Source organism: Duganella sp. GW821-FHT07G03 (assembly GCF_059418605.1).
In genome coordinates, this window is the sequence record NZ_JBWKQE010000031.1 from 1 (window position 1) to 25,086 (window position 25,086).

Genomic DNA, 25,086 nt, shown 5'->3' on the forward strand with positions numbered 1-25,086 from the left:
GCTGCACTGAACCGCTTCGCCATCCAGTTTGAAGACCGGGTGCCGCAGGCTTAAACGAAAACCCGTTTACACAGAATTCAGTACACCCCCCTGTCCCTTATTACTACCGCTATATCCCTGCTCACTTTTTGGCTTGTCATTCCCATGATCGTCCTTCCGCCGCTTGCTTTTGTCTTTGGGTACATAGCCCATAAGGCAAAGCGGGCACGAATGATCCCGCTGAGCCGCGCCGCATGGTTTTGGTCCGTCATGCCGATGGTGCTTGCAGTCGGCGCGTTCTTTTCGGAAATGTACGCTTTCAACACGGGTTACCGCGCCTAGTTGTTGACGAACGTCGTCATACCTCTGTCATATTCGACAAGTACATTCAGTTACCACTTTCACACTGGATCTGAATGGCATGAATACGGTCGCCCAACCTGCGCGCATCAGTCCCGCCGATAGTAAAAACACCCCCATCACCGCCCTGATCTTCGTCGTGCTGCTGGTTGCAGGCCTGCTGTTCAGCGCCTACAGCCTGCGCGCCGACGTCACCGAAGCCGGCCCGGTCGCCACCAATTGGCTGCCCTACATGCTGCTCGGCCTGGCTCTGCTGATCGCGCTCGGCTTCGAGTTCGTCAACGGCTTCCACGACACCGCCAACGCCGTCGCCACCGTCATCTACACCAACTCCATGCCGGCCAACGCCGCCGTGGTGTGGTCCGGCTGCTTCAACTTCCTCGGCGTGCTGACCTCAAGCGGCGCGGTCGCTTTCGGCATCATCTCGCTGCTGCCGGTCGAACTGATACTGCAAGTGGGCTCCAGCTCCGGCTTCGCCATGGTGTTCGCGCTGCTGATCGCCGCCATCATCTGGAACCTCGGCACCTGGGCGCTGGGCCTGCCGGCATCGTCGTCGCATACGATGATCGGCTCCATCCTCGGCGTCGGCATCGCCAATGCGATGATGCATGGCCGCGACGGCACCAGCGGCGTCGATTGGGCGCAAGCGTCCAAGGTCGGCTACTCGCTGCTGCTGTCGCCGATGGTCGGTTTCGGCTGCGCCGCCTTGCTGCTGCTGGCGCTACGCGCTTTCGTCAAGAGCCGCGAACTGTATGAAGCGCCGGTCGGCAATACACCGCCCCCCTGGTACATCCGCGGCCTGCTGATCCTTACCTGCACCGGCGTCTCCTTCGCCCACGGCTCCAACGACGGCCAGAAAGGCATGGGACTGATCATGCTGATCCTGGTCGGCACCGTGCCGATGGCCTATGCACTGAACCGCGCGCTGCCGCTCGACCAGGTGACGCAGTTCGTCGCCGTCGCCCAGGTCACGCAGCAATCGCTGCAAAAATACATTCCGCCCACCGCACCGGCAGTCGCCGAACCGCGTCCAGTGCTGTCGGCCTACATCCGCACCAAGGAGTTGACGCCGGCGGTGGTGCCGGCCCTGGCCACGCTGATCGGCGACGTCGGCCAGGCGGTCAAGCAGCATGGTTCGCTGGCCAAGGTGCCGGCGGAAACCGTGGGTAACGTCCGCAATGACATGTACCTGGCGGCCGAAACCATGCGTGTGATGGACAAGACCACGGCCCTCCCCTTCGATCCCGACACCGCCGCCAACCTGAAAGCCTTCAAGAAGCAGCTCGACGACGCCACCAAGTTCATTCCGCTGTGGGTCAAGGTGGCGGTGGCGATCGCGCTGGGCCTGGGCACGATGGTCGGCTGGAAGCGCATCGTCGTCACCGTCGGCGAGAAGATCGGCAAATCCCACCTGACCTACGCGCAGGGCGCATCGGCCGAACTGGTAGCGATGCTGACCATCGGCGCGGCCGACATGTACGGCATGCCGGTATCGACCACGCACGTGCTGTCGTCCGGCGTGGCCGGCACGATGGCGGCCAACCGCTCCGGCCTGCAATGGTCCACCGTCCGCAACCTGGCCATGGCCTGGGTGCTGACGCTGCCGGTCGCGATCCTGTTATCGGGTTCGCTGTTCTGGCTGTTCTCCCACATTTTCTGAACCAAGGATGCACCATGCGACTGAATGAAACCGATTTGATGGAGCGCGTCCAGCGCGAACTGACCGACAGCTATGACGAAGAGCTGGAGATGGAACTGGAAGACCGCGAGATCGATCCGGTCACCCGTGAAGTGCTGGTGAGCGAACGCAGCGAAGCAGCCAGGGAAGCCCGCCGCCAGTACTTCCGGGAGCTGTTCCGCCTGCAAGCGGAGCTGGTCAAGCTGCAGGACTGGGTGGTCCACACCGGCCACAAGGTCGTGATCCTGTTCGAGGGCCGCGACGCCGCCGGCAAAGGCGGCGTGATCAAACGCATCGTGCAGCGCCTGAATCCGCGCGTGTGCCGCGTGGCCGCGCTGCCGGCGCCGAACAACCGCGAACGCACGCAGTGGTACTTCCAACGCTACGCCTCGCACCTGCCGGCCGCCGGCGAGATTGTGCTGTTCGATCGCAGCTGGTACAACCGCGCCGGCGTCGAACGCGTGATGGGCTTCTGCACCGACGACCAGTACGAGGAATTCTTCCAGACCGTGCCGGAGTTCGAGCGCATGCTGGCGCGTTCAGGCATCCAGCTGATCAAGTACTGGTTCTCGATTTCGGATGAGGAGCAGAACGCGCGCTTCCTGGGCCGCATCCACGATCCGCTCAAGCAGTGGAAACTGAGCCCGATGGACCTGGAATCGCGCCGCCGCTGGGAAGAGTACACCAAGGCCAAGGAGATCATGCTGGAGCGCACCCACATCCCGGAGGCGCCGTGGTGGGTGGTGCAAGGCGTGGACAAGAAGAAGGCGCGCCTGAACTGCATCCATCACCTGCTGCAGCAGATGCCGTATGTGGAAGTCGAGCATCCGGCGATCCAGCTGCCGGAACGCGAATACCACGACGACTATGTGCGCCGCCCGGTGCCGCTCGAAATCATCGTGCCGGAAGTGTACTGAGATCCTCCTGTGTGCTAGAGTTGTCCGATCGACCATGTAAGGAGATCGACATGCAACTCGGCGCATTTTCCGTCAGCCTGGCGGTCAAGGACTTGGCCGCCTCGCGGGCGTTCTATGAAAAACTGGGCTTCACGGAGTTCGGCGGCAACGCCGCACAGAACTGGCTGATCCTGAAGAACGGCGACCATATCATCGGCCTGTTCCAGGGCATGTTCGAGAAGAATATGCTGACCTTCAATCCCGGCTGGGACCAGAACGCCAAGGCACTGGACGGCTTCACCGACGTCCGCGAGATCCAGCGCCAGCTGAAGGCGCAGGGCCTTGGCCTGGACAGCGAGGCGGACGAAAGCACCACCGGCCCGGCCAGCATCATCCTCACCGACCCGGACGGCAATCCGGTCCTGATCGACCAGCACCTGTAGCATCGGCGTGAGCAGCATCGATCACCTCACCGTCACCGCGCCCACGCGAGCCGTCGGCGCGGCTTTCGTCTTCAAGACACTCGGCGTAGCGCCGCAGCCCGGCGGCGAACATCCCCGCATGGGCACGCACAACCTGCTGCTGCGGCTGGGCGACGCGCTGTTCCTGGAAATCATCGCACCGAATCCCGAGGCGCCATCGCCCGGACGACCGCGCTGGTTCGCGCTCGACGACCTGGCAACCGATGCCCAGCCGGCGCTACGCACCTGGGTAGCCAGCACAGGCAACATCCGCGCAGCGGCGGCTGCCAGCACCGAAGATCTGGGCCTGGTGGAGCCGATGTCGCGCGGACAGCGCAACTGGCTGATCACCATACCGGCCGACGGTTCCATCGCGCTGGACGGGATAGCGCCCGCATTGATCGAGTGGGACGACCATCCGCACCCCGCCGCCGGCTTGACGGATCACGGGCTGTCACTGTCCAGGCTGGAGATTTTCCATCCGGATCCGCAGCGGGTCTCCGCCTTGCTGTCTTCCCTCGCGCTGTCAGATGTGGTTGAATGCCGGCATGGCGACCGGCCGCGCCTGGTCGCCCACATCAACACGCCGCAAGGCATGAAGGAACTTTCGATATGACCCTCGGCCACGTCACGCCTGTCCTGCGCAGCTGCAACGAAGCGCAAACGCGCGAATTCTATGTCGACTTCCTCGGCTTCAAAGTCGACTGGGAACACCGCTTCGAGCCTGGCCTCCCGCTTTACATGCAGGTCTCCAAGGGCGACTGCACGCTGCACCTGACCGAACATTTCGGCGACTGCAATCCCGGCGGCGCGATCCGCATCGCCACCAACCGGCTGGACGAGTTCCATGCCGAGTTGATCGCCAAGCAGTTCAAATTCGCCCGCCCTGGCGTCGAAGACAAGCCTTGGGGCAGCCGCGAAATGTCGATCAGCGACCCATCCGGCAACCGGCTGACCTTCGTCTCCACAGCCGGCGATGCGTAAGCTGGCGCTTTTGATCGGGTACCTGGCATCTGTCACGGCACATGCCGCCGATGCGGAAGGAAAGCCACGGAACGAGACCGTGCTGAGTTCCTCAGGCGGCCAACTGGCCCGGCTCACCTTGGGCAAGAACCTGCGAGAATTCGGCTTCGAAGCGATACGAGACAATACCGGCCCAAGCTCCCGCAGCTCGCGACTCGCCGTTGCGATTGCGGGCGCGGCAAAGAAGGACTTCATCGAAGCGGGCATCGAGGCATCCAGGAGAGCTTTGATAGAATGCCAGCAGGAGACATCCACCTTACTGGTCATGCCATCGTTGCGTAGCGACAGCCAGCAAGCCCATTGCTATCGATTTTAATAACAACTAAAGGACGGCAAGGCAGATGGCCTGGCTCATCATAAAGTATCTGTTGACGTCCGTCGTGGTGGTGGGCGTCTCCGAGTTCGCCAAGCGCAGCGACCGGATCGGCGGCTTGATCGCCGCGCTGCCGCATCGATTCGGCATCGACCTGCTGTAACGCTTAGAAGCGGTGGCGCAAGCCGACGGCGAATTGGCGATTGCCGATGCCCGGCTCTTCGCTGTTGCCTTCCGTGTAGCCGCCGCCGTTATGGTTGCGGATCAACGCATACGAGGTGTAGAGGTCGGTGCGGCGGGAGAAGGCGTACATATAGGCCAGCGCGTATTGCTGCGCATCCTGGTTGCGTACCGAGCGGTCGTTCTTGCGGATGTACGTCGCCACGAAGGTGCTGACGCCGAACGGCGCCGATACGCCGAGCAGCATATCGGTACTGTCGGTGGAAGCGACCGGCGCCGGACCGGCGAAATTGACGATCGAACTATTCAGCGGCGCGCTGTTCAGGCCCTGGTCGATTCCGTAACCGAAAAAGGCCTTGGCCGGACCGAAATCGTAATTTGCCCCCAGCAGCGTATTGCGAGCCGAGCCGGTGTTTTTCAGCGTCGCCGTGTCGTTGTTCTTGTTGTGATAGGCCAGCCGCACATTCAGCGGTCCATTGCTGTAGCCGAATGAGCCGCCCAGCGCTCGGCTGGCGCTCTGGTCGCCCGCCACTTCGCCGGCCACATACATGGCGTCGGCACTGAAGCCGTTGATGGTCGGCGTGCGGTACAACACCGAGTTACCGGCGCGGAAACCAGTCGACGCCATCAAATTATTGGAGCGCGCGACGCCGTTACGCAGCGGATCGACGATCGTATTGAGGGTCGTGAACAGCGGCGTATCCTGCAAGCCGATGGAAACGGCGCCGTACTTGCTGCCCAGGCCGACGATGCTGGTGCGTCCGAACAGCGTGTTGTTCTGGGTGGAGCTGCCGTTGTCGGCGTGGATGCCGCCTTCGATCACGAAGAAGGCCGACATGCCGCCGCCCAGGTCCTCGTTGCCACGGAAGCCCCAGCGGCTTTGGGTCGCCATGCCGCTGGTGGCGCGGGTCGAGGTGCCGGCGATGCCGCCGCGGTCCTGGGAAATCCCCATGTCCATCACACCGTAGAAAGTCACGTTACTCTGCGCGAAAGCGGCGCCGTTGCAAGTGGTAAGGACGAGCGCACCCAGCGCATATATGCTTTTTTTCATTTTTGTCTCCAGGGATAAAAGGTCGTACAGCTTATGCGGCAGTGCGTGGTAGCGGGTCGGGAATCGCTTCGATCTTGCCGAGCACGAATACAAACGAGATGATGCCAACCACCAAAATAACGCCGGCGACCATGAAGGCGTTGGTGAAGGAGTTGGTGGCGCCGACGATCATGCCAGTCACGATCGGTGCTGCCGCGCCCATCAGGTTGTTAGCGAAGTTCATGATGCCGCCGATGGTGCCGGCGCCGCCCTTCGGTGCGATCAACGACGGCAAGGACCAGCCCACCGGCGCCGCGGAGGCCAGGCCGCCCAACGCGATCGAAATCCAGAAGATTGCCCACACCGGATCGGTGGTCTGCGTGGCGCCAAACACCGCCAGGCCCAGCACCATGCCGCACACCAGCACGCCTTTGCGCACCAGGGATTCGTCCTTGCCCCGCGAGATCAGGTGATCGATCAGCCAGCCGCCGACAAACAGATCGGCAACCGTCGCCACCAGCCAAGGGATCGCGGCGAAACCAGCCGACTTCAAAATACTCATGTGCATGGTCTGCACCAGGTAGCCAGGCAGCCAGGTCAGGAACAGGTAGAACGAGTAGCCATACGCTGCGAAGCCGATGGTCAGGCCCCAGATCTTGGATTTGGTCAGCAGATAACCCAGCATGTTCAGCGCGCCGGTTTCGGAGGGGCCTTCCGGCGCAGCGCCGCCTTCCTGGATGTAGCGCAGCTCTTCCTTGCTCAACTTGGGATCGGCGCTAGGATCGCGGTACAGCACATAGAACGCGATGAAGTAGCTGAAGCTGAGCACCGCGGTCAAGCCGAAGCCCCAACGCCAGCCGAAGGTAACAATGGTCAGCGCCAGCAGCGGCACGCCGATCACATTGGAGAACTTGGCGGCGGCGTCGAAGATCGCCGTGGCCATGCCGCGTTCATGGCGCGGGAACCAGTAGCCGGTGGCCTTGGCGCTGACCGGGAACGCTGGTGCCTCGGCGATGCCCAGCAGGATGCGGGCCGCGAAGATGCCGGCAAAGCCGCTGGAAAACGCGGTGATGGTGGCGGCCAGGCCCCACAGGAAAGCGCCCCAGCGGCCAACGCGGGTAGGACCGAAGCGGTCCATCACCATGCCGACCGGAATCTGCAGCAGCGAATAGGACCAGGCGAAGGCGCTGAACAGCAGGCCCAGCTCGACAGGCGTGAGGTTGAACAGCTCCTTGATCTGCGGCGCGGCCACGGACAGACCGATGCGGTCGATGTAGTTGATCAATACGCCGACGCCAAGCAGCGCGCCTATGCCCCAGCGCCGTTTTGGAATCTTTGTGGTCATTGTTGTTTTCATGGTATCTCCAGATAAGTGTTGGATTGCCCGCTATTGCTGCGGCTATGGGTATTGCAAAATAAGACTGACCAGCTGCTGTGGCGGCAAGGTCAGGTCCAGACGCAGGCCGGCTTCATCGGGCTGCAATGGTTCAAGGTCGCGCAACTGGCTGTCGAGCAGACTGGGTGGCATGTAATGGCCGGCACGCGCTTGCATCCGGCCTTCGATGACGGCGCGTTCGCCTCTCAGGTGGGCGAAGCGCAGGTCCGGATCGCCTTGGCGCAGCAAGTCGCGGTAGCGGCGCTTGAGCGACGAACACGACAACACCAGACCCTCGCCCCGTTGCGCCGCTTCACGAATTTTTCCTTGCAGCGTCAACAGCCAGCCAGCGCGGTCGTCGTCATTGAGCGGTATGCCGGCCGACATCTTGGCGACATTTTCCGCTGGATGGAAGCTATCGCCTTCAAGGAATGGCAGGCCAAGTTCAGCGGCCAGGCGCGAACCGATCTCGCTCTTCCCGCAACCGCTGACACCCATGACAACCCACCGGCTTACCGCACTACTGTTCATACTCGCCTCTTTATTGTTAGCGCTAACATGTCGTGTAGTGTAGCGATTCATGAGTCGATGTAAAGGAGATTCCATGCTGCAGCGCAGCAAGTGTGGCGCCGCTTGGACGTTGGCGGGCTAGCTGGTATTTTTCCAGCCAGCGCAGTTGAAAATCCTGGTGCGCTATGTTAGCGCTATCAATCCAGTGTTTTTTAGCGGCGCTCGAGGCGCCGCCAACCGGACTTAGTACGGCGTTTGCGTGTAGGGACGCGCCGCGCCGCCCTTGCCCCATTCGGTATTGGGCTTGGCCGACATGGTGAATACCAGCTCGCCGCCCGCCGTGATCTGCTCATGGCGCAGGAAACTTTGCGCCAGCGGCTTGCCGTTCAGCGTAACGCCGGCGACGTACACGTTCTGCGCGCTCAGGCCGACGCTGCGGATAGTGAAGACCTTCCCGTTCGGCAGGTTCATCACCGCCTTGTCCAGGAACGGACGGCCGATCACGTACTCGTTGGAGCCCGGCGCCACCGGATAGAAGCCCAGTGCCGTAAAGGCCAGCCACGCCGACATCTGTCCCAGATCGTCATTGCCCGACAGGCCGGCCGGCGTCGTGTTGTACTGTGACGCCACCACCTGCGTCAAACGCTTCTGCGTCTTCCACGGCGCGCCGGCGTAGTTGTACAGGTAGGCCACGTGGTGCGACGGCTCGTTGCCATGCGCGTAGTGGCCGATCAGGCCGGAGATGTCCTCCATGTGCGCATACACCTTCTCGTCCACTTTGGCGTCGAACATCATGTCTATCTTGTTCTGCAGGCCGGCGTCGCCGCCCAGCATCTTGATCAGGCCCGCGTTATCGTGCGGCATATACCAGGAATACTGCCACGCGCTGCCTTCGGTGTAATCGCTGCCGAAGTTCGACAGCACCGGATCGAACGGCTCGCGGAAGGTGCCGTCGGACTTCTTCGCGCGCAGGAAGCCGGTCTTGGTGTCGAAGGAATTGCGGTAGTTCTGCGCCCGCTTGTAGTAGCGCGCCGCGATATCCTTCTTGCCCATCTTCTCCGCCATGCGGGCGATGGTCCAGTCGTCGAAGGCATATTCCACCGTCTTCGACGCCGCTTCCGGCTCCAGGTCGATCGGCACATAACCCAGCTTCATGTAGTGCTGGAGGCCGCCGTACGGGCCATATTCCGCGCTGCTGGTCATCGCCTTCAAGGCTTCCTCGGCATCGAAACCCTTCAGGCCCTTCATATAGGCGTCGGCGATCACCGGCACCGCGTGATAGCCGATCATGCACCAGGTCTCAAGGCCGTGGAACTGCCACACCGGCAGGATGCCGTAGGGGCTGGCCTTCTGCGATTCGATCAGCGAGCGCACGAAGTCCACATTGCGCTGCTCCGGCTGGATCAGCGTCAGCAAGGGATGCAGCGCGCGATAAGTGTCCCACAGCGAGAAGGTGGAATGGAAGCGGAAGCCCTGCGCCTGGTGCACCTCGTTGTCCGGCCCACGGTAGCGGCCATCGCGGTCCATGAACAGGCTCGGAGCCAGCATGCTGTGATACAGCGCCGTGTAGACCATCTTGCGCATGTCGGGCGCGGCTTCGATGGCCACCGCTCCGAGAGCCTCGTTCCACGCGGCGGAAGCCTTGGCCCGCTCGGCGTCGAAATCCCAGCCCGGCATCTCGCCCAGGTTGGCGATCGCGCCCTCCTCGCTGACGGCGGAAATCGCCACCTTCACTTCCAGCTGGCCGTCGGCCGGCACGCCGAAGTCCAGCGCCCCGACCAGCGCCTTGCCCTCGACCATGGCCTTGTCACCGGGCCCGCTGCCCGGACCGGCGAAGCCCTTGTACTCGACGTCCGCCTCCATATTGCGCAAGGCGCGCGACGTCAGCGGATGCGAGAACGCGATGGCGAAGTACAGCTGGCGGCCCGCCGCCCAGCCGCGCGTTTCGCGCATGCCGGTGATCAGCGTGTTGTCGCGCACGCGCAGGCGTGACCACAGGTTCTTGGCCTTGTAGTCGTAGATGCTGCTGCGCAGGTCCAGTATCACCTTGGCTTCCGCACCCTTGGTGTAGCGGTAGCGGTGCAGGCCCACGCGCTCGCTGGCGGTCAGCTCGACATCGACCTCGTTGTCCATCAGCTTGACGGCGTAGTAGCCCGGCTCCGCGTGTTCATCCTGGTGCTTGAAGCGCGAGCGGTAGCCGCTGAAGGGACGCTCGGGATAGCCCGGTTCCAGCTTGGTCTCGCCGCTGTATGGCATCAGCAGCAGGTCGCCCAGGTCGGAGTGGCCGGTGCCGGAGAAGTGGGTATGCGAGAAGCCCAGGATGCTGTCATCCTCGTAGCGGTAACCGGCGGCCCAGGGATAGCTTAGTCGGAACGGCCGCACCTGCGTATCGGGACTCAGCTGGATCATGCCGAACGGCCGCGCCGCGCCGGGGAAGGTATGGCCGTCGCCGCCGGTGCCGATAAACACGTCGACGGCAGCGGCAGGACTGGTCGGCTCCGCAGCGATGGCAGGAAGGGCCAGCGCCAGCGCGAGTGCGCCGGCAGGTATCAGTTTAATGGCGTGCATACGACTTCCGAAAGTAGGGGCGATCCAACTTTATAGCCCCGGACGCCGCACCGGTCAACCGCATGGCTTCATGCAAGCCACTTGTTTAGCGTATCCGCTAAACAAACGCCCTATTTGTACCAGGGCCGCGTTATTTGCAGCGGCCGCACATCCAGCCGCAGGTTCAGGATCGAATAGCCCTCCGAGCTTGCGGACGCGTAGCCGACACTGTCCACCAGGCGGCTGAACTTGAACTCGAAGCCCAGATCCTGGCGCGGCTGGCCCGGCGCGGCGGTGGCGATGCCGATCGCCTCGGCCTGCGCATTGTCGATCAGCTTTTCCATCATCACCAGCACGGCGTTGTGACCGAGGATGTCGGCGGAGTAGACCGGCTCCGCCATGGCCGGCTTTTGCGGATCGACCTTGCCGTCCACCTTGTCGGCCGACGGCGTGAACTGGCGCGTCCGCAGGTTGTAGCGGTCGCCGCGATCCAGATAGCTGATGCGCACATTCGAGATATTGAAGTCCTTGCCGCCATCGCTGGTCGCCTGCGACAGGTCGAGCAGCAGTGCGCCCTGATAGCCCAGCACCTCCACCTCCCGCGCCGGATTGATCACCATCGCGGTATTCTCGTCGATGCCCAGGCCCTGTTTGTAGCCCTTCTTCAGCATGGCCGGCAGCATGCGGGCGAAGCGACCGCGCGCCAGCAGGTGCTGGTCGACGAAGACATCGCTGCCGATGAAGCCCAGTCCCGGCGCCAGTTCGCGGCCGTCGTTGACGCCCTGCGCGAGCGTGCCGAACACGGTTTTGGCATCGTAGTACATGGTGCTGCTCATGATCGCCGCGCCGGCGCTGCTGCCGGCGATGACGCCGCCGCGCCGGTAGACATCCCAGATCGCTTCCAGCACCGCGCTGCGGCTGCCGTCCGGACGTACCAGCGCCTGCGTGATCAGCGACTGATCGCCACCGGTGAAGTAGACGCCGCCGGCGCTGCGGATCGCCCCGGCCAACGCGGCATCCTCGGCATCGCGCCGATAGTCGCGATCCTTCAAATTGACCGAGACCGGCACCACAAATGCGGACGCGCCATAACGATTCAGGTAGCCGGCCAGGTTGGCGCCGGATCGCCCGGGATTGGCCGCGGCGCAAGGCAGCACCGCGATACGCGCACCCGCGCCGCCCGCCAACTGCACCACGCGCTGCCAGACCACGGCGTTATCCGCCCGCAGCGCGCCACCGACGATGACCAGCGAGCCTTGCGGCGCAACGTCCGCAGCGCAAGCCTGCGCGCACCAGATCAGACCAGCCAACAACAACCCGACCAAACGCTTCATACCTTGCTTCCCTTCGCAGCTTTGCGCTTCTTCGTTACCGGGGCGTACAGATAGGCGGAAATAGCCTCTGTCAGCCGCGCGGCTTTTGCCACATTGTCCTTGTTCGATACCATCAGCGACACCGCCAGGGCCTCGATCACCGCCACCGCCGCCGTCGCGCTGCTCGGTAGTACGGCGTGGCCGCTATTCGCGTACAGCACATGCTCGGATACTTCGACCAGCGGCGAAGCCGGAGCGTCGGTGATCGAGATCACGCAGGCGCCGTGGTCGCGCGCAAATTTCGCCAGCCGTATCACATCCAGAGCATAGCGCGGGAAAGATATCACCACCAGCAAATCGTTCGGACCGACCGTCGCCAGATGGCCTGCCGCCACTTCGGTGCCGCCCTGCCCCGCCACTTCCACCACGTGCGGGCAAAACGGCTGCAAATGCAGCGACAGCAAACCCGCCAGGTAGGACGACAGCCCGAAACCCAGCACATAGACGGTGCGCGCTTTGCTCAACTTGGCCACCACCTGCTCCATCTCCGCTTGGGATTGAGCGTTGCGGGTCGCGCTGATATTGGCCAGTGCGTACTCCATGCTCTGGTCTCCCGGCCACACGGAGCCTTCGCGGTTCTCGATAGTGTGGCGCAGCTTGTCCACCGGCTGCATCTCGGAATGCAGCGTCTCGGCGACTGCGCTGCGCATCGCGCCGTAGTTGGAGAAGCCGATATCGCGGGCAAAGCGGCTGATCGTCGCGGTGGAGACCTGACAGCCTTCGGCCATCTCGTCTATCTTCAGGGCCGTCACCCGCATCGGGTTGCGCAGGACGAAATCGGCGATGCTGCGGTTCGACGCCGATCCTTCGGCCAGGACGCCGGACAGCACCTGGCCCACCGGCGACTGTGCAAACGCCACGTCCGCCGATGACGAACGTGCCTTGCTCCCTGATCTACTGCTTGTCATCCAGCTCTCCCACATCCGAAAGACCGTAAGCATACTTACATTTGCAGCGATTATGGAATCCTATTTTCAGCCGACTGGAAGTTACAAGGAAAATCGACTAACATAGTAAAAAATTAACTCTAAGGGTCACCATCCTTAGAATTGACCTGACAACCGTTGTCAGATGGGTTAGAGTTTTCTCTTGATCCCCCTCATGGATGATCGGCCTATGGAATCGACAGTTCAAAGTGAAGAGTTCATCAGGCTGAATTTCCCCAGACTGGCGGCAGCGCTGGAATACATGCCGGTTGGCGTCACCATCGTTGATCGCGACTTGACCATCAGGTTCTGGAACCCCGCCTTTTGTCAATTGCAGGGATTTCCGGTCGAGGTGATGCATCCCGGCGTCACCATGGCCGAAGTGTTCCGTTACATCGCCTTGCGCGGCGACTATGGGCCGGACGATATCGACGCGCTGGTGGCCGCCCGGATCGAACTCTGCTTGAAGTTCCAGCCCCACAATTTCACGCGGGCCAGGGTGGATGGCGTCGTACTGAATATCATTGGCCGCCCCATCTATGGCATCGACGGGGAGATCAGCGGCTTCGTCACGATCTATCACGATGTGACTTCTGAAAAGCACTACGAGGAACAGCTCGAGGCCAAGAACAAGGAACTGCAGCAGGCCAAGCAACTGGCCGAGGCGGCCAGCATGGCCAAGGGGCAGTTCCTGTCCAATATGAGTCACGAAATTCGCACGCCGCTGAACTGCGTCATCGGCATGGCCCATTTGGCCTTGAAGACCGAGCTGGACCCGCGCCAGCGCGACTACCTGGAAAAAATCCGCTTCGCCGGCGAGCACCTGCTGGGCATCATCGACGACATCCTCGACATTTCCAAGATCGAGGCCGGCAAGATGGATATCCAGCACATCGACTTTTCACTCGACCAGGTGGTGCAGACGGTGACCACGGTGGTGGCGCCGAAAGCCGCCACCCGCAACCTGGAACTGGTGTTCGACCTCGACCCCACCTTGCCGCCGGTGCTGGTGGGCGATCCGCTGCGGCTGGGACAGGTGCTGATTAACTACGCCAACAACGCCATCAAGTTCAGCGAACAAGGCAGGATAGAGATCCGCGTGCGCAAGATGGTCGGCGACGCCAACGACTGCCTGGTGCGTTTCGAAGTGAGCGACCAAGGCATCGGCCTGTCCAGCGCGGAAATGGCCAAATTATTTGTTTCGTTCCAGCAGGCCGACACATCGACCACGCGAGAATTCGGCGGCACCGGCCTCGGCCTGGCAATCTGCAAGGAACTGGCCCAGCTGATGGGCGGCGATGTCGGCGTCCGCAGCCAGTCCGGCATAGGCAGCACATTCTGGTTCACGGCCCAGCTCGGCGTATCGTACAAGACCATGCCCGCGCTGATCAACCAGATCGGCGACGCCGCCGGCGAGCTGCTCGCCGGCGCCCACACCTCGGCCATGATGGCGGCACTGAGGGCGGCCCGCATTCTGCTGGTCGAAGACAATATCTTCAACCAACAAATTGCGCAGGAGATGCTGGAAGACGCCGGCGTCACAGTCTGCCTCGCCAACAATGGCGCGGACGCGCTGGAACTGCTGCGCATGTCCGATTTCGACTGCGTTTTGATGGACTTGCAAATGCCGCTCATGGATGGGCTGGAAGCGACCCGCCACATCCGCACCGACCCGCGGCTGACCCATCTCCCGGTGCTGGCGATGACGGCCACCGCCACCACCGAAGCACGGATGCGCTGCATCGATGCGGGCATGAACGATTTCATTTCGAAGCCGGTCCAGCCGGCGCTGATGTACCAGACCGTCGCCAATTGGCTGCCGCCGCGCGTGCCGTCGGCCGAGCCGCGGCGGCCGCAGCTGCCGGAACCAGCCATCATGGCCCCGGTCGGCGATGATTCGGCCGTGATCGACTTGTCGGTGCTGGCCACGCTGCTCGGCTACGACCCGCTGAAGGTACGTAAATTCGCCTTTAAATTCCTGCTCAGTTCGCAGGAGGGCATGCGCGAAATAGAGGCTGCGCTGGCGCGCGGCGAGGTGCAGCGGGTGCGCGAACTGGGCCACCGCATCAAATCGGCGGCGCGCAGTGTCGGCGCTTTCCGCATGGCCGATCTGTGCGAGGATCTGGAACAGCTCGCGCAGGCAGAGGCGGCCATCGAGATGGCGGCCGCCCTCGCCATCGTGGCGCAATTGAAAGACTTGTTGCAACAAGTGTCGCAGCACGTCATGCAGAACACCGCCGCCTGCCCCACTGAAAATTGAGCCACCTTCCCGGAAATTTTTGCTTATGACACGTATGCATCTGAAAAAACTGGCCTTGACACTGGTCTTCACCGCTTCCGGCGCCGCCTCCGCCATCGACTACTACAACAAGGGCAACGAGCCGGGGCGCCCGTTCTCGCTGGCGGTGCGCGCCGGCGACTATGTGTTCGTCTCCGGCCAGCTGGGCACCGGCCCCACTGGCCTGGTCAAAGGCTTCGACTTGCAGGCGCGCCAGGCCATGGACAATATCGCGACCATCCTCAAAGGCTACAACCTTGGCATGAACGACGTGGTCAAGTGCACCATCATGATCGCCGACATGGCCAAGTGGGAGGATTTCAACAAGGTCTATGTCAGCTACTTCAAGCCCGAACGGCTGCCGGCCCGCAGCGCATTCGGCGCCAACGGCCTGACGCTGGGCGGCGAAGTGGAGGTGGAATGCACGGCGTACGCACCGCGCCGGTGAGTGCGATTTTCTGTTCCACGGCGCCGCTTTTGCTTTAGAATCGTCGTCTTTGCTTACCACTCAGGGGACCAGATGGCAGATGGGAAGAATGAACTCAAACGCGGCCTGAAGAGCCGGCACATCCAGCTGATTGCGCTCGGTGGCGCCATCGGCACCGGCCTGTTCCTCGGCATCGCGCAGACCATCCAGATGGCCGGGCCTTCCGTGCTGCTCGGCTACGGCGTGGCCGGGCTGATCGCCTTCTTCATCATGCGCCAGCTGGGCGAAATGGTGGTCGACGAACCGGTCGCCGGCTCGTTCAGCTACTTCGCCGACAAATACTGCGGCCACCTGGCCGGCTTCATGTCGGGCTGGAACTACTGGGTGCTGTATGTATTGGTCAGCATGGCCGAGCTGTCGGCGGTCGGCATCTACGTGCAGTACTGGTGGCCGGCGATACCGACCTGGATGTCCGCGTTGGCCTTCTTCGTCATCATCAACGCCATCAGCCTGTCCAACGTCAAAGCCTTCGGCGAGATGGAATTCTGGTTCGCCATCATCAAGGTGGTCGCCATTGTCGGCATGATCGTGTTCGGCGCCTGGCTGCTGATCTCCGGCGACGCCGGCCCGGAAGCCACCGTGGCCAACCTGTGGCAGCACGGCGGCTTCTTCCCCAACGGCTTGGGCGGATTGGTGATGGCGATGGCCGTCATCATGTTCTCCTTCGGCGGCCTGGAACTGATCGGCATCACCGCCGCAGAAGCGGACGATCCGTCGCGCACCATCCCCAAGGCCACCAACCAGGCCATCTATCGCATCCTGATTTTCTACATCGGCGCGTTGGGCATCCTGCTGTCGCTCTATCCTTGGCAGAAAGTGGTCACCGGCGGCAGCCCGTTCGTGCTGATCTTCCATGCGTTGAACAGCAACCTGGTGGCGCATGCGCTAAACGCCGTGGTGCTGACGGCGGCGCTGTCGGTGTATAACAGCGGCGTCTATTCCAACACCCGCATGCTGTACGGCCTGGCCAAGCAAGGCAACGCGCCGCAGCTGCTGCTGAAGGTGAGCCAGCGCGGCGTGCCATTGGCTGCGCTGGGCGTCTCGGCGCTGGCGACCGGCGCCTGCGTGGTCGTCAACTACTTCATGCCTGGCAAAGCCTTCGGCTTCCTGATGGGCCTTGTCGTCTCGGCACTGATTATCAACTGGGCCATGATCAGCTGGATCCACCTGCGCTTCCGCGCACAGAAGAAGGCCGAAGGCAAGACCACGGCGTTCCGCAGCCTGGCCTACCCGCTGACCAATTATCTGTGCCTGGCTTTCCTGGCAGGGATCCTGGTGGTGATGTACATGACGCCGGACCTGCAATTGTCGGTCTACCTGATTCCGGTGTGGCTGGCGGCCCTGGGCACGGGCTACCTGGTGCGCCAGAAGAAGGCTGTCACCGTCTGACGTGGCCGGTCCCGCGATGCTCGCACGGGCCTAGGCCTGCGCGAGCGTTGCGATGGCTTGCGCCAGCCGGTCCAGCTGGCGCGGCTGGGTGAACAGCGCTGGCGTCACACGCACGCAACTGCCACCCAACGGACCGTTGCGCGACACCGTGAAAATGCCATGTTCATCCATCAGCCGTTTGGCCAGGCGCTGGTTGTCTTCCTTGCTGGTCTTGCCGGCCAAGCGGAACGAGGTGCTGGCGCCGTACATGGCCGGGTCGTCCGGCGTCAGTATCTGCAAGCCCTTGACGTGGCGCACGCGCTCCACCCAGTAATTGCGCAGGAACTTGAGCCGGGCGGACTTGTTGGCCACGCCGATCTGTTCATGGAAGCGGAATGCCGCCGGCACCGTCATGATATTGGCCGTGTTGACGGTGCCCGAATGCACGCGCGAGCGGATGTCCGTGGCCGCATAATCCTGGTCCGACATATGCACGCCGATATCCGCCAGCCGCGTCTTGCGGATGTACATAAAGCCCACACCCAGCGGCGCTCCCAGCCACTTGTGCAGATTGAAGCCGATGAAGTCCGCCTTCAGGTCGGCCACCATGAAGTCGGTCTGGCCCCATGACTGGGCGGCGTCGGCGATGACGTCGATGCCGCGCTGGCGCGCCATCTGCACCAGTTCCGCCACCGGCAAAGTCAGGCCGGTGCGGTGGCTGATGTGGGTCAGCAGCAGCAAGCGCGTGCGCGGATGGCGCTGCATCTCCTGGGCGTAGGCGTCCAGGATGGCCTGGCGACTGGGCGGCTCGGGAATCCGCACCACGGCCACGTCGGCGCCGCGCCGCAAGGCCAGTTCGTTCATCGCGTATTGGGTTGCGTCGTAATCCAGGTCGGCATACATGATGGTGTCGCCGGCCTTGACCTGCTTGTAGTTGACGATCAGGTTTTGCAGCGATTCCGTGGCGCCGCGCGTGATGGCGATCTCCGACACATCGGCGCCGACCGCTGCCGCGATCTGCGCCCGTATCGCTTCGATGCCCGCGCCGTCGAATTGCTGGCGCAGGAAGCGCGAGCTGTGCGCGTTCAGGTAATCGATATTGCGCTTGTAGTCCTCCGCCACCGGTCGCGCCATCATGCCAAAGTAGCCCTGCTCCAGATTGATGAAGTCCGGCGCCGGATCGTACTGCGCGGCGACTTTGGCCCAGTAGGCTTCATTCTGCGGCAGCGCCTCGACGAGGGGCGGCAGCTCGGCCATCGCGGCCGGCGAGATGAGCGATCCGCCGGCGAATCCGGCTGCAACATGAAAAAAACTGCGGCGTGTGAGCATGCATACTCCTGTCGGCGAATTGGTGCGCCCAATATAGCACCGAGCGGCGAAGCATAGGCTAGAATGTCGCCCATGAATTACCCCAACCATACCTCGCTGTATTGCTATCCGTGGGATCTCCCGGATGTGGACCGCTTTGTAGATCAGGCGCGCGGCCTGGGCATGAATGGCGCAACGCTGGCCGTCAGCTACCACGCTGGAAAATTCCTGCGTCCGCACGCGGCCAGCGGACCGCGCGTCATCTTTCCCGAGGATGGCGTGGTCTATTTTGAGCCGGAGCTGGCGCGCTACGGCGAACTCAAACCGCAGGCACATTCCGACCCGGCGCTGCGCGCGGTGCTGCCTCAGTTGGTCGCCAACGGCGGCATCGCGGTACACGCCTGGACAGTACTGCTGCACAACAGCCGTCTTGGCGCCGCACACCCCCACTACACCGCACGCAACGCCTACGGCGACGGCTACCTGTACAGCCTTTGCCCGATGCAGCAGCCGGTGTTCGACTACGCGGTGGCGCTGAGCGCCGACGTGGCCACGCGCGGCGTCGCCAGCGTGGTGATCGAAACGCCGGGTTGGCTGCCCTACGCCCACGGCTACCATCACGAATTCGCCCAGGTCCGCAGCAACCTCTGGCTCGACTCCATGCTCGGCCTGTGCTTCTGCGACGCCTGCATGGCCGCCGGCAACGCGGCCGACATCGACATGGTCGGCCTGCGCCGGCGCATCCGCCGTGACATCGACAACTATCTCGACGCTCCGGTCGATGCCACGCCCAGCCAGGCCGCGGCATGGCTGGCCGCCGACCTGCTGGAAGACGGCGACCTGGCCGCCCTGAACCGCTTGCGGCAGCGCCGCGTAACGCAACTGGTCGGCGCAATCCGCGCGGCCATGCCGCCACAGGTACAGTTGTCCGTGGTGGCGACGGTGCAGCGCCCTACCGCCCAGAGCTGGCTGGAAGGTACCGACCTGCGTGCACTGTCCGACGTTGCGGACTGGCTGGAGATACCGTTCTACGAAGCCGATGCCGCCACCGTGAGCAGCGATGCGTGGGATTGCATCCGCCGCATCGGCGCGCCGGACCGCATCCGCGCCATCCTGCGTCCCGGTCCACCGGACCTGGCCGATGGCGCGCAACTGCCGCAAGCGCTGCAAGGCTTGTGGGAACTCGGCATCCGGCATTTCGGATTCTACAATTACGGCATGTTGCGCCAGGACCGCCTTCAGGCGCTGGGCGCCACGTTGCACACTTTCGACCGCAGGAGCCAGACTTGAATCGCACCGCCGCCATGATGAAATTGGAAGATCAACTACTGCACCCCGGCGTCAAAGGCCTGCCGATCACCCAGCCGCTGCGCCAGGGCGACATCGGCGCCCGCCAGTGGAACGTGCTGCGCGCCGACACCAGTTTTCCGGTCGCGCTGTTGAAGGCGTCCGCGCTGGAGCACAACCTGCAATGGATGCGCGGCTTCTGCGAGCAGTACGGCGTGCAGCTGGCGCCGCACGGCAAGACCACCATGAGTCCCCAATTGTTCGACGCCCAGCTGGCCAACGGCGCCTGGGGCATGACGCTGGCGACGGCGACGCAGGTGCAGATCGCCTACCGCTACGGCGTGCGCCGCGTGCTGCTGGCGAACCAGCTGGTGGCGCCGGCCGACATCAAGGCCGTGCTGACGCTGATGCACCGCGATCCTTCCTTCGAATTCTACGCGCTGGTCGATTCCAGCGCCGGCGTGGCGCGCCTGTCGCAGGCGGCGCAACAGCAACGCATGGATAGGCGGCTGCCGCTGCTAGTGGAGTTGGGCCTGGCCGGCAAACGGGCCGGCTGCCGCAGCATGGACGAAGCACTGGCGCTGGCGCGCGAAGTGGCCGCCGCGCCGGGACTGGAACTGGCCGGCATCGAAGGCTACGAAGGCCTGCTGGTCGGCCCGGACCGCGACCAGGACCACGAGGAGGTCCGCCACTTCGTCACCCAGTTGTCCGACCTGCTGCGCCAGGCCGACGCCGAGCAGCTGTTCAAACGCGGCGAGATCCTGCTGTCGGCCGGCGGTTCTGCCTACTTCGATTTTGTCGCCAGCGGTTTCGCGCAGGTGAAGAATTTGTCCCGCCCTGTGCTGCCGGTGCTGCGCAGCGGCTGCTACCTGACCAATGACCACGGCTTCTATCACGACCTGATCGAGCAGTTGAACGCGCGCGAAGGCCTGGCGCCTGGCCAGGGCCTGCGGCCGGCACTGGAGGTATGGAGCATGGTGTTGTCGCGGCCAGAACCCACGCTGGCCATACTCGGCATGGGCAAGCGCGACGCTTCATACGACATGGAGCTGCCGCGCGCGCTGGTATCGCACCGCCCCGGCGCCAACGCGCCTGCGGCGCTGCCGGAAGGATGCCGCATCGAGAAGATGAACGACCAGCACGCCTACCTGCGCCTGCCGGCGGAGCATGCCATCTGCGACGAGCTCGCGGTCGGCGACCTGATAGGCTGCGGCATCTCCCACCCCTGCACCACGTTCGACAAATGGCCGCTGCTGCTGACCGTGGACGACGACTACAAGGTGCGCGGCGCGGTCAATACCTTCTTCTGATCGGTCGGGCGGCCAGCCGGCATGCCATCGTGGTCCTCGCGCCGGAATTCGTTCGGCGCGCAGCCGATCAGCTTTCGAAAGGCAGCGACATAGGCAGCCGGTGTGGCGAACTGCATGGCATTGGCGATGGATTTTACGGAACTGTTCGCTGCCAGCAGATCGAAGGATGCGATGATGCGGGCGCGTTGTCGCCAGACCCGAAAGCTCAGGCCGACCTCGGCGTTAAAATGCCGGCTGAACGTCCGTTCGGACATGGCGGCATGGATCGCTATTTCTTGCGCAGTCCAATGCCAGTCGTTGTCTGCCAGCAGCTTGGTCAATGCGCCGTGCAAGCGCTGGTTCTTGGGCATGGGCAGATAGCTTGGCAGCAACGATGTCTGGCGCAAGGTGCGCAACAACAGCTGCGCCATCAGGCCCAGCGCATCGGGCGCATTGCGCAGATCGAACAGTCCCACGATCAACTCCTTGAGCAAGGGCGATGCCACCACGGCGTGCACTTCCGATTTGCGTTCGAAACCCTCGCACTCGGCAATCAAGCCAGGCTGAAAATAGACAGTGCGCATCTCGACCGGCGACAGCATCTCGATCGTGTGCAGATGCCCCGCCGGAACCCACAGCGCGCGTTGCGGCGGCACCGACCAGAGCATCGATCCGGTTCGCACCAGCATCACGCCGCACAGCGCAAACACCAATTGCCCGGTTTGATGTTGATGCTCCGGCAGGACTGAGCCCGGCTCATGCCGCTTCGCCAGCACGCGCCACTGCGCATCATCATTTTGGCGTTTGGGCGATATGGTTTGGCGGATCGATGTCATGTGGTCAATATACCATCTCGACATCGAACTTTGAACGGGATATACAACATGCCTAACCACACACCAGTAACCGCCGCCAAACGAGTGCCGGTATTTTTCTACGGTAGTTTCATCCGCAAGGAAGTGTTGGCGCGCGGTGGTTTTCAACCGGATACCACCGAAGTGGTACGGCTTTCCGGATTCGACATCGCATTCTGCCCGCACGCCTATATCTGTCGCTCCGAGCAGCACTCAATCTACGGCATTCTGGTGCATGCGACACATCAGGAACTCGACCGCCTGTACTCGATGAGCGGCGTGGGCGTCTTCCTGCCGGAGGCAGTCTTGGTGGAATCGCGGCTCGGCGGCCTGCTGCCAGCCCTGTGCTATATCCCGCCAGCGCGCGGCGATCAGCCTGCGGATACCGAATATGTAGGCCATTTGATTGCCGCGGCCCGCGACTACGGTTTTCCCGAATGGTATATCGCGCGCCTAGGCGCGTTTTAAGAGGTGCTTGGCGATGGTGGCGAACATCTGCTCCACGTCCACCGGCTTGCCGATGAAATCATCCATGCCGGCGGCGATGCATTGCTCGCGCTCGGACTCCATCACGCCGGCGGTCATCGCGATCACCGGCAGCGTCAAACCCAGTTCATCGCGTATGGCCTGGGTGGCGGTAAAGCCGTCCATCACCGGCATCTGCACGTCCATCAGCACCAGGTCGCAGTGCAGGTCGCCACGCAGCAGTTGTAGCGCCTTCTCGCCGTGTTCCGCCAGCGCGACCGTGGCGCCGGCCAGCTCCAATATGCCTTTCGCCACCTGCTGGTTGATCGGGTTGTCCTCCACCAGCAGCACGCACACGCCGGCCAGCGCCTTGGCGTCCGCCACCGCCGGAACATCGGCGACATCGTCCTGGCGATGCGCCAGCGCGGTCTGCACCGCGTCATACAGGCTGGACGCAGTCACCGGCTTGGTCAGGAACACCGGCGCGCTGACGCCGGCCATGTCCTGTACCAGCTTGCTGCGGCCGTAGGCGTTGACCATGCAGATCACCGGCATGCCGGATTCCTCCTGCAGCGCGCGCATGCTGGCCGGGCCGTCCATGCCCGGCATCTGCCAGCCCACCAGCGCCGCATCGTAGACGCAGCCGGAGCGTATCAGCGCCAGCGCTTCCGGCCCCGAGGCGACCACGTCGCAGCTCCAGTTCCAGGCGTGGATGGTCTTGCCGAGAAAGTCGCGACTGGTCGAGTTATCGTCCACCACCAGCAGGTGCCGGCCCCGGCCAGTCCTCGACGTCTCGGCCTCGTCGGCCTGTTTCATCGGCAGCGTAAAGGAAAAGGCGCTGCCCGCGCCGACCGCGCTGCGCACTTCAATCGCGCCGCCCAGCAGTTCGATCAGCCCCTTGGAAATCGTCAGCCCCAGTCCGGTGCCGCCGTAGCGGCGCGTGGTGGACAGGTCGGCCTGCGTGAACGGCGAGAACAGCCGCGCCAGTTGTTCGTCATTCATGCCGATGCCGGTGTCGCGCACGGTGAAGCGCAGCAGCAGCGCCGCGCCCTCGCCGCCCGCGCGCTCCACCAGCACCGAGACTTCGCCCTGCTCGGTGAACTTGATGGCGTTGCCGGCCAGGTTGACCAGGATCTGCTGCAGGCGCAGCGCATCGCCAACCAGCGTGCGCGGCACGTCCGGCTCCACGCCCAGGCACAGTTCCAGGTTTTTCTCGCCGACGGTGACGCTCATGATGCTGGCCAGCGAATGCAGCACGTCCTCCAGCAGGAAACGCACCGGATGCACTTCGATCTTCCCGGCTTCCATCTTGGAGAAATCGAGGATGTCGTTCAGTATGCCGAGCAGGGATTGCCCCGAAGCCCGTATCATTTCCAGATAGCGGCCCTGTTCCGGCGACAGCCCGGTGGTATTGAGCAGGTGCGCCATGCCCAGTACCGCGTTCATCGGCGTGCGCAGTTCGTGGCTCATGTTCGCCACGAAGACATCCTTGGCGGCGCTGGCGATCTGCACCTGCTCCATCGCCAGCCGCAGCTCTCTCTCGGCGCGCTTGCGCTCCGTGACGTCGCGCACGATGCCGACGAACAGATGCTGGCCATCGATCAGCAGCGCGCGTATCGACAGCTCCAGTACAAACGTGGCGCCATCCTTGCGCAGCCCCAGCAGTTCTACGTTGTTCCTGCCCACCACGGCTGGGATGCCGCCCGCCAGGTAGCGCGCCATGCCGGCATGGTGGGCACCGCGCATGCCGGCCGGCATCAAGCGCATGATGTTGCTGCCTATTGCTTCGTCCGGCGCGTAGCCGAAAATGCCGCAGGCGGCGTGGTTGAAGGCTTCAATGACGCCGTCGGCGTTGATGGTGATGATGCCATCGCCGACGTTGTCCATCACGGTGCGGGTGCGCAGCTCCTTGTTGATCGCTTCGCGCTGCGCCGATCGCAGCTGCAAGGTGCGCTCTTCAATCGCGCTTTCCAGACGGTTGCGATACTGCTGGAGTTCCGACTCCACCGCATGCATGGTGCGGATGGCGTCATCGACTTCGCGGAACACCGGCTTCTCGCCCTCCGGCCGCATGTGCCCATCTTTGCCCAAGGCGCTGGCGGCGCGCGACAGCGCGCCAACCGAATGATTGATACGGCGGGCAAAATACCAGGCGGCGCCCAACCCTACGCCGAGCAGGCCCGCCACGACGATGATGATCCAGCGGATCGAGGCCAGCATTTCCGACAGCATCGTACTGCGCGGCACGCCGATCGCCACCGTCCAGCCGGACATCTTCGACTGGCTGTACATCGAGTACACCGGCGTGCCGTCCAGCGTGACCGATTCAAACGCGGCCTCGCCACCACCGGCCATCCTGGCCCTCAGCGTTGGTGACGCCGGCTTGCCCACATAGCGTTCGGCATCCTTCGAACGGGCCACGATCACGCCGCGCGTATCGAAGATGCCGGCCACGCGGTCGCCAGGCAGGTTCTGCTCACGCAGCACCATGCCCAGGCGCTCCGGCACGAACGCCACCGACAGGCAGTAAATCACTTTGCCGCCCCTGATCACCGGCACGTGCACCGCGACCAGCGGCCGCTTCAAGGCGCCGCCGATGAAGACGTCGGAGATCACGGTCTGGCCGGTGTCGAACACCTTGCGCATCCGCTCACGGCTGGCGGGATCGGCTAGCGTTGGACCGAAGGGACGCACGGTGTTCAGCAACTGGACCGCCTCACGGTCGCTCAGTACGAAATTAAAGCCGGGGAATTCCGGGCGCAGGGCCTTGCTGGCCAAGGTGTAGAACCCCACTAGGTCGCCGCTGTCAAGGCTGGGCGCATTGGCCAGTGCCTTCGCCATGGTGATGCCGGTATTGAGGTCGCGGTCGACCGCCTGGATCAAGGCGCGCGCCGTGACCAACGCCCCTTGCTGGATCTGGGCCCGTTCCCGCTGATAGAAATGATTCGCCAACAAGCCGACTCCGACCACGGCCGGCAAAGCGCAAGCCCACACCAGCGTGTAGATTTGCGCTCGTATCGATGGCAGCGGGCGATGGACGACTGGCTTCATTCTCGACGTCGGTAGCTGGGACGATGACGACTCTAGCACAGTTGGGCG

The 25,086-nt window shown here is 63.3% G+C and carries 22 protein-coding genes; 13 read left to right on the plus strand and 9 right to left on the minus strand.

Annotated elements, in window-relative coordinates:
- Nucleotides 1-400 precede the first annotated feature (400 nt).
- The 7 genes from AC07OK_RS27710 to AC07OK_RS27740 are packed head-to-tail and all read left to right on the plus strand — an operon-like array spanning nt 401 to nt 4,873.
- Nucleotides 401-1,999, plus strand: coding sequence for an inorganic phosphate transporter (locus AC07OK_RS27710; protein ID WP_494693288.1), 1,599 nt, complete (start codon nt 401-403; stop codon nt 1,997-1,999).
- A gap of 14 nt (nt 2,000-2,013) precedes the next feature.
- Nucleotides 2,014-2,934 carry a polyphosphate kinase 2 gene (gene ppk2 / locus AC07OK_RS27715; protein WP_494693289.1) on the plus strand — a complete coding sequence of 307 codons (921 nt, stop codon included), beginning with the start codon at nt 2,014-2,016 and terminating at the stop codon, nt 2,932-2,934.
- Between the two features lie 50 nt (nt 2,935-2,984).
- Complete coding sequence (locus AC07OK_RS27720; protein ID WP_494693290.1) at nt 2,985-3,356, plus strand: VOC family protein; 372 nt, start codon at nt 2,985-2,987, stop codon at nt 3,354-3,356.
- 7 nt (nt 3,357-3,363) lie between these two features.
- On the plus strand, nt 3,364-3,990 hold the full coding sequence (locus AC07OK_RS27725) for a VOC family protein (RefSeq protein ID WP_494693291.1): 627 nt from the start codon (nt 3,364-3,366) through the stop codon (nt 3,988-3,990).
- Complete coding sequence (locus AC07OK_RS27730; protein ID WP_494693292.1) at nt 3,987-4,358, plus strand: glyoxalase superfamily protein; 372 nt, start codon at nt 3,987-3,989, stop codon at nt 4,356-4,358. The genes AC07OK_RS27725 and AC07OK_RS27730 overlap by 4 nt, the downstream gene beginning before the upstream one ends.
- Nucleotides 4,351-4,713, plus strand: coding sequence for a hypothetical protein (locus tag AC07OK_RS27735; RefSeq protein WP_494693293.1), 363 nt, complete (start codon nt 4,351-4,353; stop codon nt 4,711-4,713). The genes AC07OK_RS27730 and AC07OK_RS27735 overlap by 8 nt, the downstream gene beginning before the upstream one ends.
- A gap of 25 nt (nt 4,714-4,738) precedes the next feature.
- Nucleotides 4,739-4,873 carry a hypothetical protein gene (locus AC07OK_RS27740; RefSeq protein WP_494693294.1) on the plus strand — a complete coding sequence of 45 codons (135 nt, stop codon included), beginning with the start codon at nt 4,739-4,741 and terminating at the stop codon, nt 4,871-4,873.
- A gap of 3 nt (nt 4,874-4,876) precedes the next feature.
- On the opposite strand, the gene AC07OK_RS27745 is transcribed toward AC07OK_RS27740, so the two are convergent.
- From AC07OK_RS27745 to AC07OK_RS27770, 6 genes are all read right to left on the minus strand, one after another.
- A complete protein-coding gene (locus AC07OK_RS27745) occupies nt 4,877-5,941 on the minus strand; it encodes a porin (protein ID WP_494693295.1) in 1,065 nt (354 codons plus the stop codon).
- Nucleotides 5,942-5,972: 31 nt separating this feature from the next.
- Nucleotides 5,973-7,277 (minus strand): MFS transporter, encoded by a 1,305-nt coding sequence (locus tag AC07OK_RS27750; protein WP_494693296.1) that lies wholly within the window; start codon nt 7,275-7,277, stop codon nt 5,973-5,975.
- Between the two features lie 42 nt (nt 7,278-7,319).
- Complete coding sequence (locus tag AC07OK_RS27755; protein ID WP_494693297.1) at nt 7,320-7,793, minus strand: gluconokinase; 474 nt, start codon at nt 7,791-7,793, stop codon at nt 7,320-7,322.
- A 255-nt stretch (nt 7,794-8,048) separates the two neighbouring features.
- Nucleotides 8,049-10,373 carry a GH92 family glycosyl hydrolase gene (locus AC07OK_RS27760; RefSeq protein ID WP_494693298.1) on the minus strand — a complete coding sequence of 775 codons (2,325 nt, stop codon included), beginning with the start codon at nt 10,371-10,373 and terminating at the stop codon, nt 8,049-8,051.
- 110 nt (nt 10,374-10,483) lie between these two features.
- A complete protein-coding gene (locus tag AC07OK_RS27765) occupies nt 10,484-11,686 on the minus strand; it encodes a cyanophycinase (RefSeq protein WP_494693299.1) in 1,203 nt (400 codons plus the stop codon).
- Nucleotides 11,683-12,633 carry a MurR/RpiR family transcriptional regulator gene (locus tag AC07OK_RS27770; RefSeq protein ID WP_494693300.1) on the minus strand — a complete coding sequence of 317 codons (951 nt, stop codon included), beginning with the start codon at nt 12,631-12,633 and terminating at the stop codon, nt 11,683-11,685. Before AC07OK_RS27770 ends, AC07OK_RS27765 begins: the two co-directional genes overlap by 4 nt.
- Nucleotides 12,634-12,841: 208 nt before the next feature.
- On the opposite strand from AC07OK_RS27770, the gene AC07OK_RS27775 reads away from it, so the two are divergent.
- The 3 genes from AC07OK_RS27775 to AC07OK_RS27785 all read left to right on the plus strand — a co-directional run bounded on the left by AC07OK_RS27775 (nt 12,842) and on the right by AC07OK_RS27785 (nt 16,805).
- A complete protein-coding gene (locus AC07OK_RS27775; RefSeq protein ID WP_494693301.1) occupies nt 12,842-14,911 on the plus strand; it encodes a response regulator in 2,070 nt (689 codons plus the stop codon).
- Nucleotides 14,912-14,936: 25 nt separating this feature from the next.
- A complete protein-coding gene (locus AC07OK_RS27780; RefSeq protein WP_494693302.1) occupies nt 14,937-15,377 on the plus strand; it encodes a RidA family protein in 441 nt (146 codons plus the stop codon).
- A 72-nt stretch (nt 15,378-15,449) separates the two neighbouring features.
- Complete coding sequence (locus tag AC07OK_RS27785; RefSeq protein WP_494693303.1) at nt 15,450-16,805, plus strand: amino acid permease; 1,356 nt, start codon at nt 15,450-15,452, stop codon at nt 16,803-16,805.
- A gap of 30 nt (nt 16,806-16,835) precedes the next feature.
- On the opposite strand, the gene AC07OK_RS27790 is transcribed toward AC07OK_RS27785, so the two are convergent.
- A complete protein-coding gene (locus AC07OK_RS27790; RefSeq protein ID WP_494693304.1) occupies nt 16,836-18,113 on the minus strand; it encodes an aminotransferase class V-fold PLP-dependent enzyme in 1,278 nt (425 codons plus the stop codon).
- Nucleotides 18,114-18,185: 72 nt separating this feature from the next.
- Here AC07OK_RS27790 and AC07OK_RS27795 point away from each other — a divergent pair, with 72 nt between their 5' ends.
- Together AC07OK_RS27795 and AC07OK_RS27800 are read left to right on the plus strand one after the other, a co-directional pair.
- Nucleotides 18,186-19,382, plus strand: a complete 1,197-nt coding sequence (locus tag AC07OK_RS27795) for a hypothetical protein (RefSeq protein WP_494693305.1) — start codon at nt 18,186-18,188, stop codon at nt 19,380-19,382.
- The gene (locus tag AC07OK_RS27800) at nt 19,379-20,689 is read left to right on the plus strand and encodes an amino acid deaminase (protein ID WP_494693306.1); all 1,311 of its coding nucleotides are present in this window, start codon (nt 19,379-19,381) and stop codon (nt 20,687-20,689) included. The genes AC07OK_RS27795 and AC07OK_RS27800 overlap by 4 nt, the downstream gene beginning before the upstream one ends.
- On the opposite strand, the gene AC07OK_RS27805 is transcribed toward AC07OK_RS27800, so the two are convergent.
- The gene (locus AC07OK_RS27805) at nt 20,653-21,504 is read right to left on the minus strand and encodes an AraC family transcriptional regulator (protein ID WP_494693307.1); all 852 of its coding nucleotides are present in this window, start codon (nt 21,502-21,504) and stop codon (nt 20,653-20,655) included. The genes AC07OK_RS27800 and AC07OK_RS27805 overlap by 37 nt on opposite strands.
- 48 nt (nt 21,505-21,552) lie before the next feature.
- Here AC07OK_RS27805 and AC07OK_RS27810 point away from each other — a divergent pair, with 48 nt between their 5' ends.
- A complete protein-coding gene (locus AC07OK_RS27810) occupies nt 21,553-21,990 on the plus strand; it encodes a gamma-glutamylcyclotransferase family protein (RefSeq protein ID WP_494693308.1) in 438 nt (145 codons plus the stop codon).
- On the opposite strand, the gene AC07OK_RS27815 is transcribed toward AC07OK_RS27810, so the two are convergent.
- Nucleotides 21,976-25,038, minus strand: a complete 3,063-nt coding sequence (locus AC07OK_RS27815) for a response regulator (RefSeq protein ID WP_494693309.1) — start codon at nt 25,036-25,038, stop codon at nt 21,976-21,978. The genes AC07OK_RS27810 and AC07OK_RS27815 overlap by 15 nt on opposite strands.
- Between the last annotated feature and the right edge of the window lie 48 nt (nt 25,039-25,086).

Coding starts and splice junctions, on each gene's coding strand:
- AC07OK_RS27775 (WP_494693301.1), top strand. CDS start 12,842: ATGGAATCGACAGTTCAAAGTGAAGAGTTCATCAGGCTGAATTTCCCC.
- AC07OK_RS27765 (WP_494693299.1), bottom strand. CDS start 11,686: ATGAAGCGTTTGGTCGGGTTGTTGTTGGCTGGTCTGATCTGGTGCGCG.
- AC07OK_RS27750 (WP_494693296.1), bottom strand. CDS start 7,277: ATGAAAACAACAATGACCACAAAGATTCCAAAACGGCGCTGGGGCATA.
- AC07OK_RS27780 (WP_494693302.1), top strand. CDS start 14,937: ATGACACGTATGCATCTGAAAAAACTGGCCTTGACACTGGTCTTCACC.
- AC07OK_RS27720 (WP_494693290.1), top strand. CDS start 2,985: ATGCAACTCGGCGCATTTTCCGTCAGCCTGGCGGTCAAGGACTTGGCC.
- AC07OK_RS27805 (WP_494693307.1), bottom strand. CDS start 21,504: ATGACATCGATCCGCCAAACCATATCGCCCAAACGCCAAAATGATGAT.
- ppk2 (WP_494693289.1), top strand. CDS start 2,014: ATGCGACTGAATGAAACCGATTTGATGGAGCGCGTCCAGCGCGAACTG.
- AC07OK_RS27795 (WP_494693305.1), top strand. CDS start 18,186: ATGAATTACCCCAACCATACCTCGCTGTATTGCTATCCGTGGGATCTC.
- AC07OK_RS27770 (WP_494693300.1), bottom strand. CDS start 12,633: ATGACAAGCAGTAGATCAGGGAGCAAGGCACGTTCGTCATCGGCGGAC.
- AC07OK_RS27760 (WP_494693298.1), bottom strand. CDS start 10,373: ATGCACGCCATTAAACTGATACCTGCCGGCGCACTCGCGCTGGCGCTG.
- AC07OK_RS27785 (WP_494693303.1), top strand. CDS start 15,450: ATGGCAGATGGGAAGAATGAACTCAAACGCGGCCTGAAGAGCCGGCAC.
- AC07OK_RS27740 (WP_494693294.1), top strand. CDS start 4,739: ATGGCCTGGCTCATCATAAAGTATCTGTTGACGTCCGTCGTGGTGGTG.
- AC07OK_RS27735 (WP_494693293.1), top strand. CDS start 4,351: ATGCGTAAGCTGGCGCTTTTGATCGGGTACCTGGCATCTGTCACGGCA.
- AC07OK_RS27810 (WP_494693308.1), top strand. CDS start 21,553: ATGCCTAACCACACACCAGTAACCGCCGCCAAACGAGTGCCGGTATTT.
- AC07OK_RS27730 (WP_494693292.1), top strand. CDS start 3,987: ATGACCCTCGGCCACGTCACGCCTGTCCTGCGCAGCTGCAACGAAGCG.
- AC07OK_RS27790 (WP_494693304.1), bottom strand. CDS start 18,113: ATGCTCACACGCCGCAGTTTTTTTCATGTTGCAGCCGGATTCGCCGGC.
- AC07OK_RS27710 (WP_494693288.1), top strand. CDS start 401: ATGAATACGGTCGCCCAACCTGCGCGCATCAGTCCCGCCGATAGTAAA.
- AC07OK_RS27745 (WP_494693295.1), bottom strand. CDS start 5,941: ATGAAAAAAAGCATATATGCGCTGGGTGCGCTCGTCCTTACCACTTGC.
- AC07OK_RS27815 (WP_494693309.1), bottom strand. CDS start 25,038: ATGAAGCCAGTCGTCCATCGCCCGCTGCCATCGATACGAGCGCAAATC.
- AC07OK_RS27755 (WP_494693297.1), bottom strand. CDS start 7,793: ATGGGTGTCAGCGGTTGCGGGAAGAGCGAGATCGGTTCGCGCCTGGCC.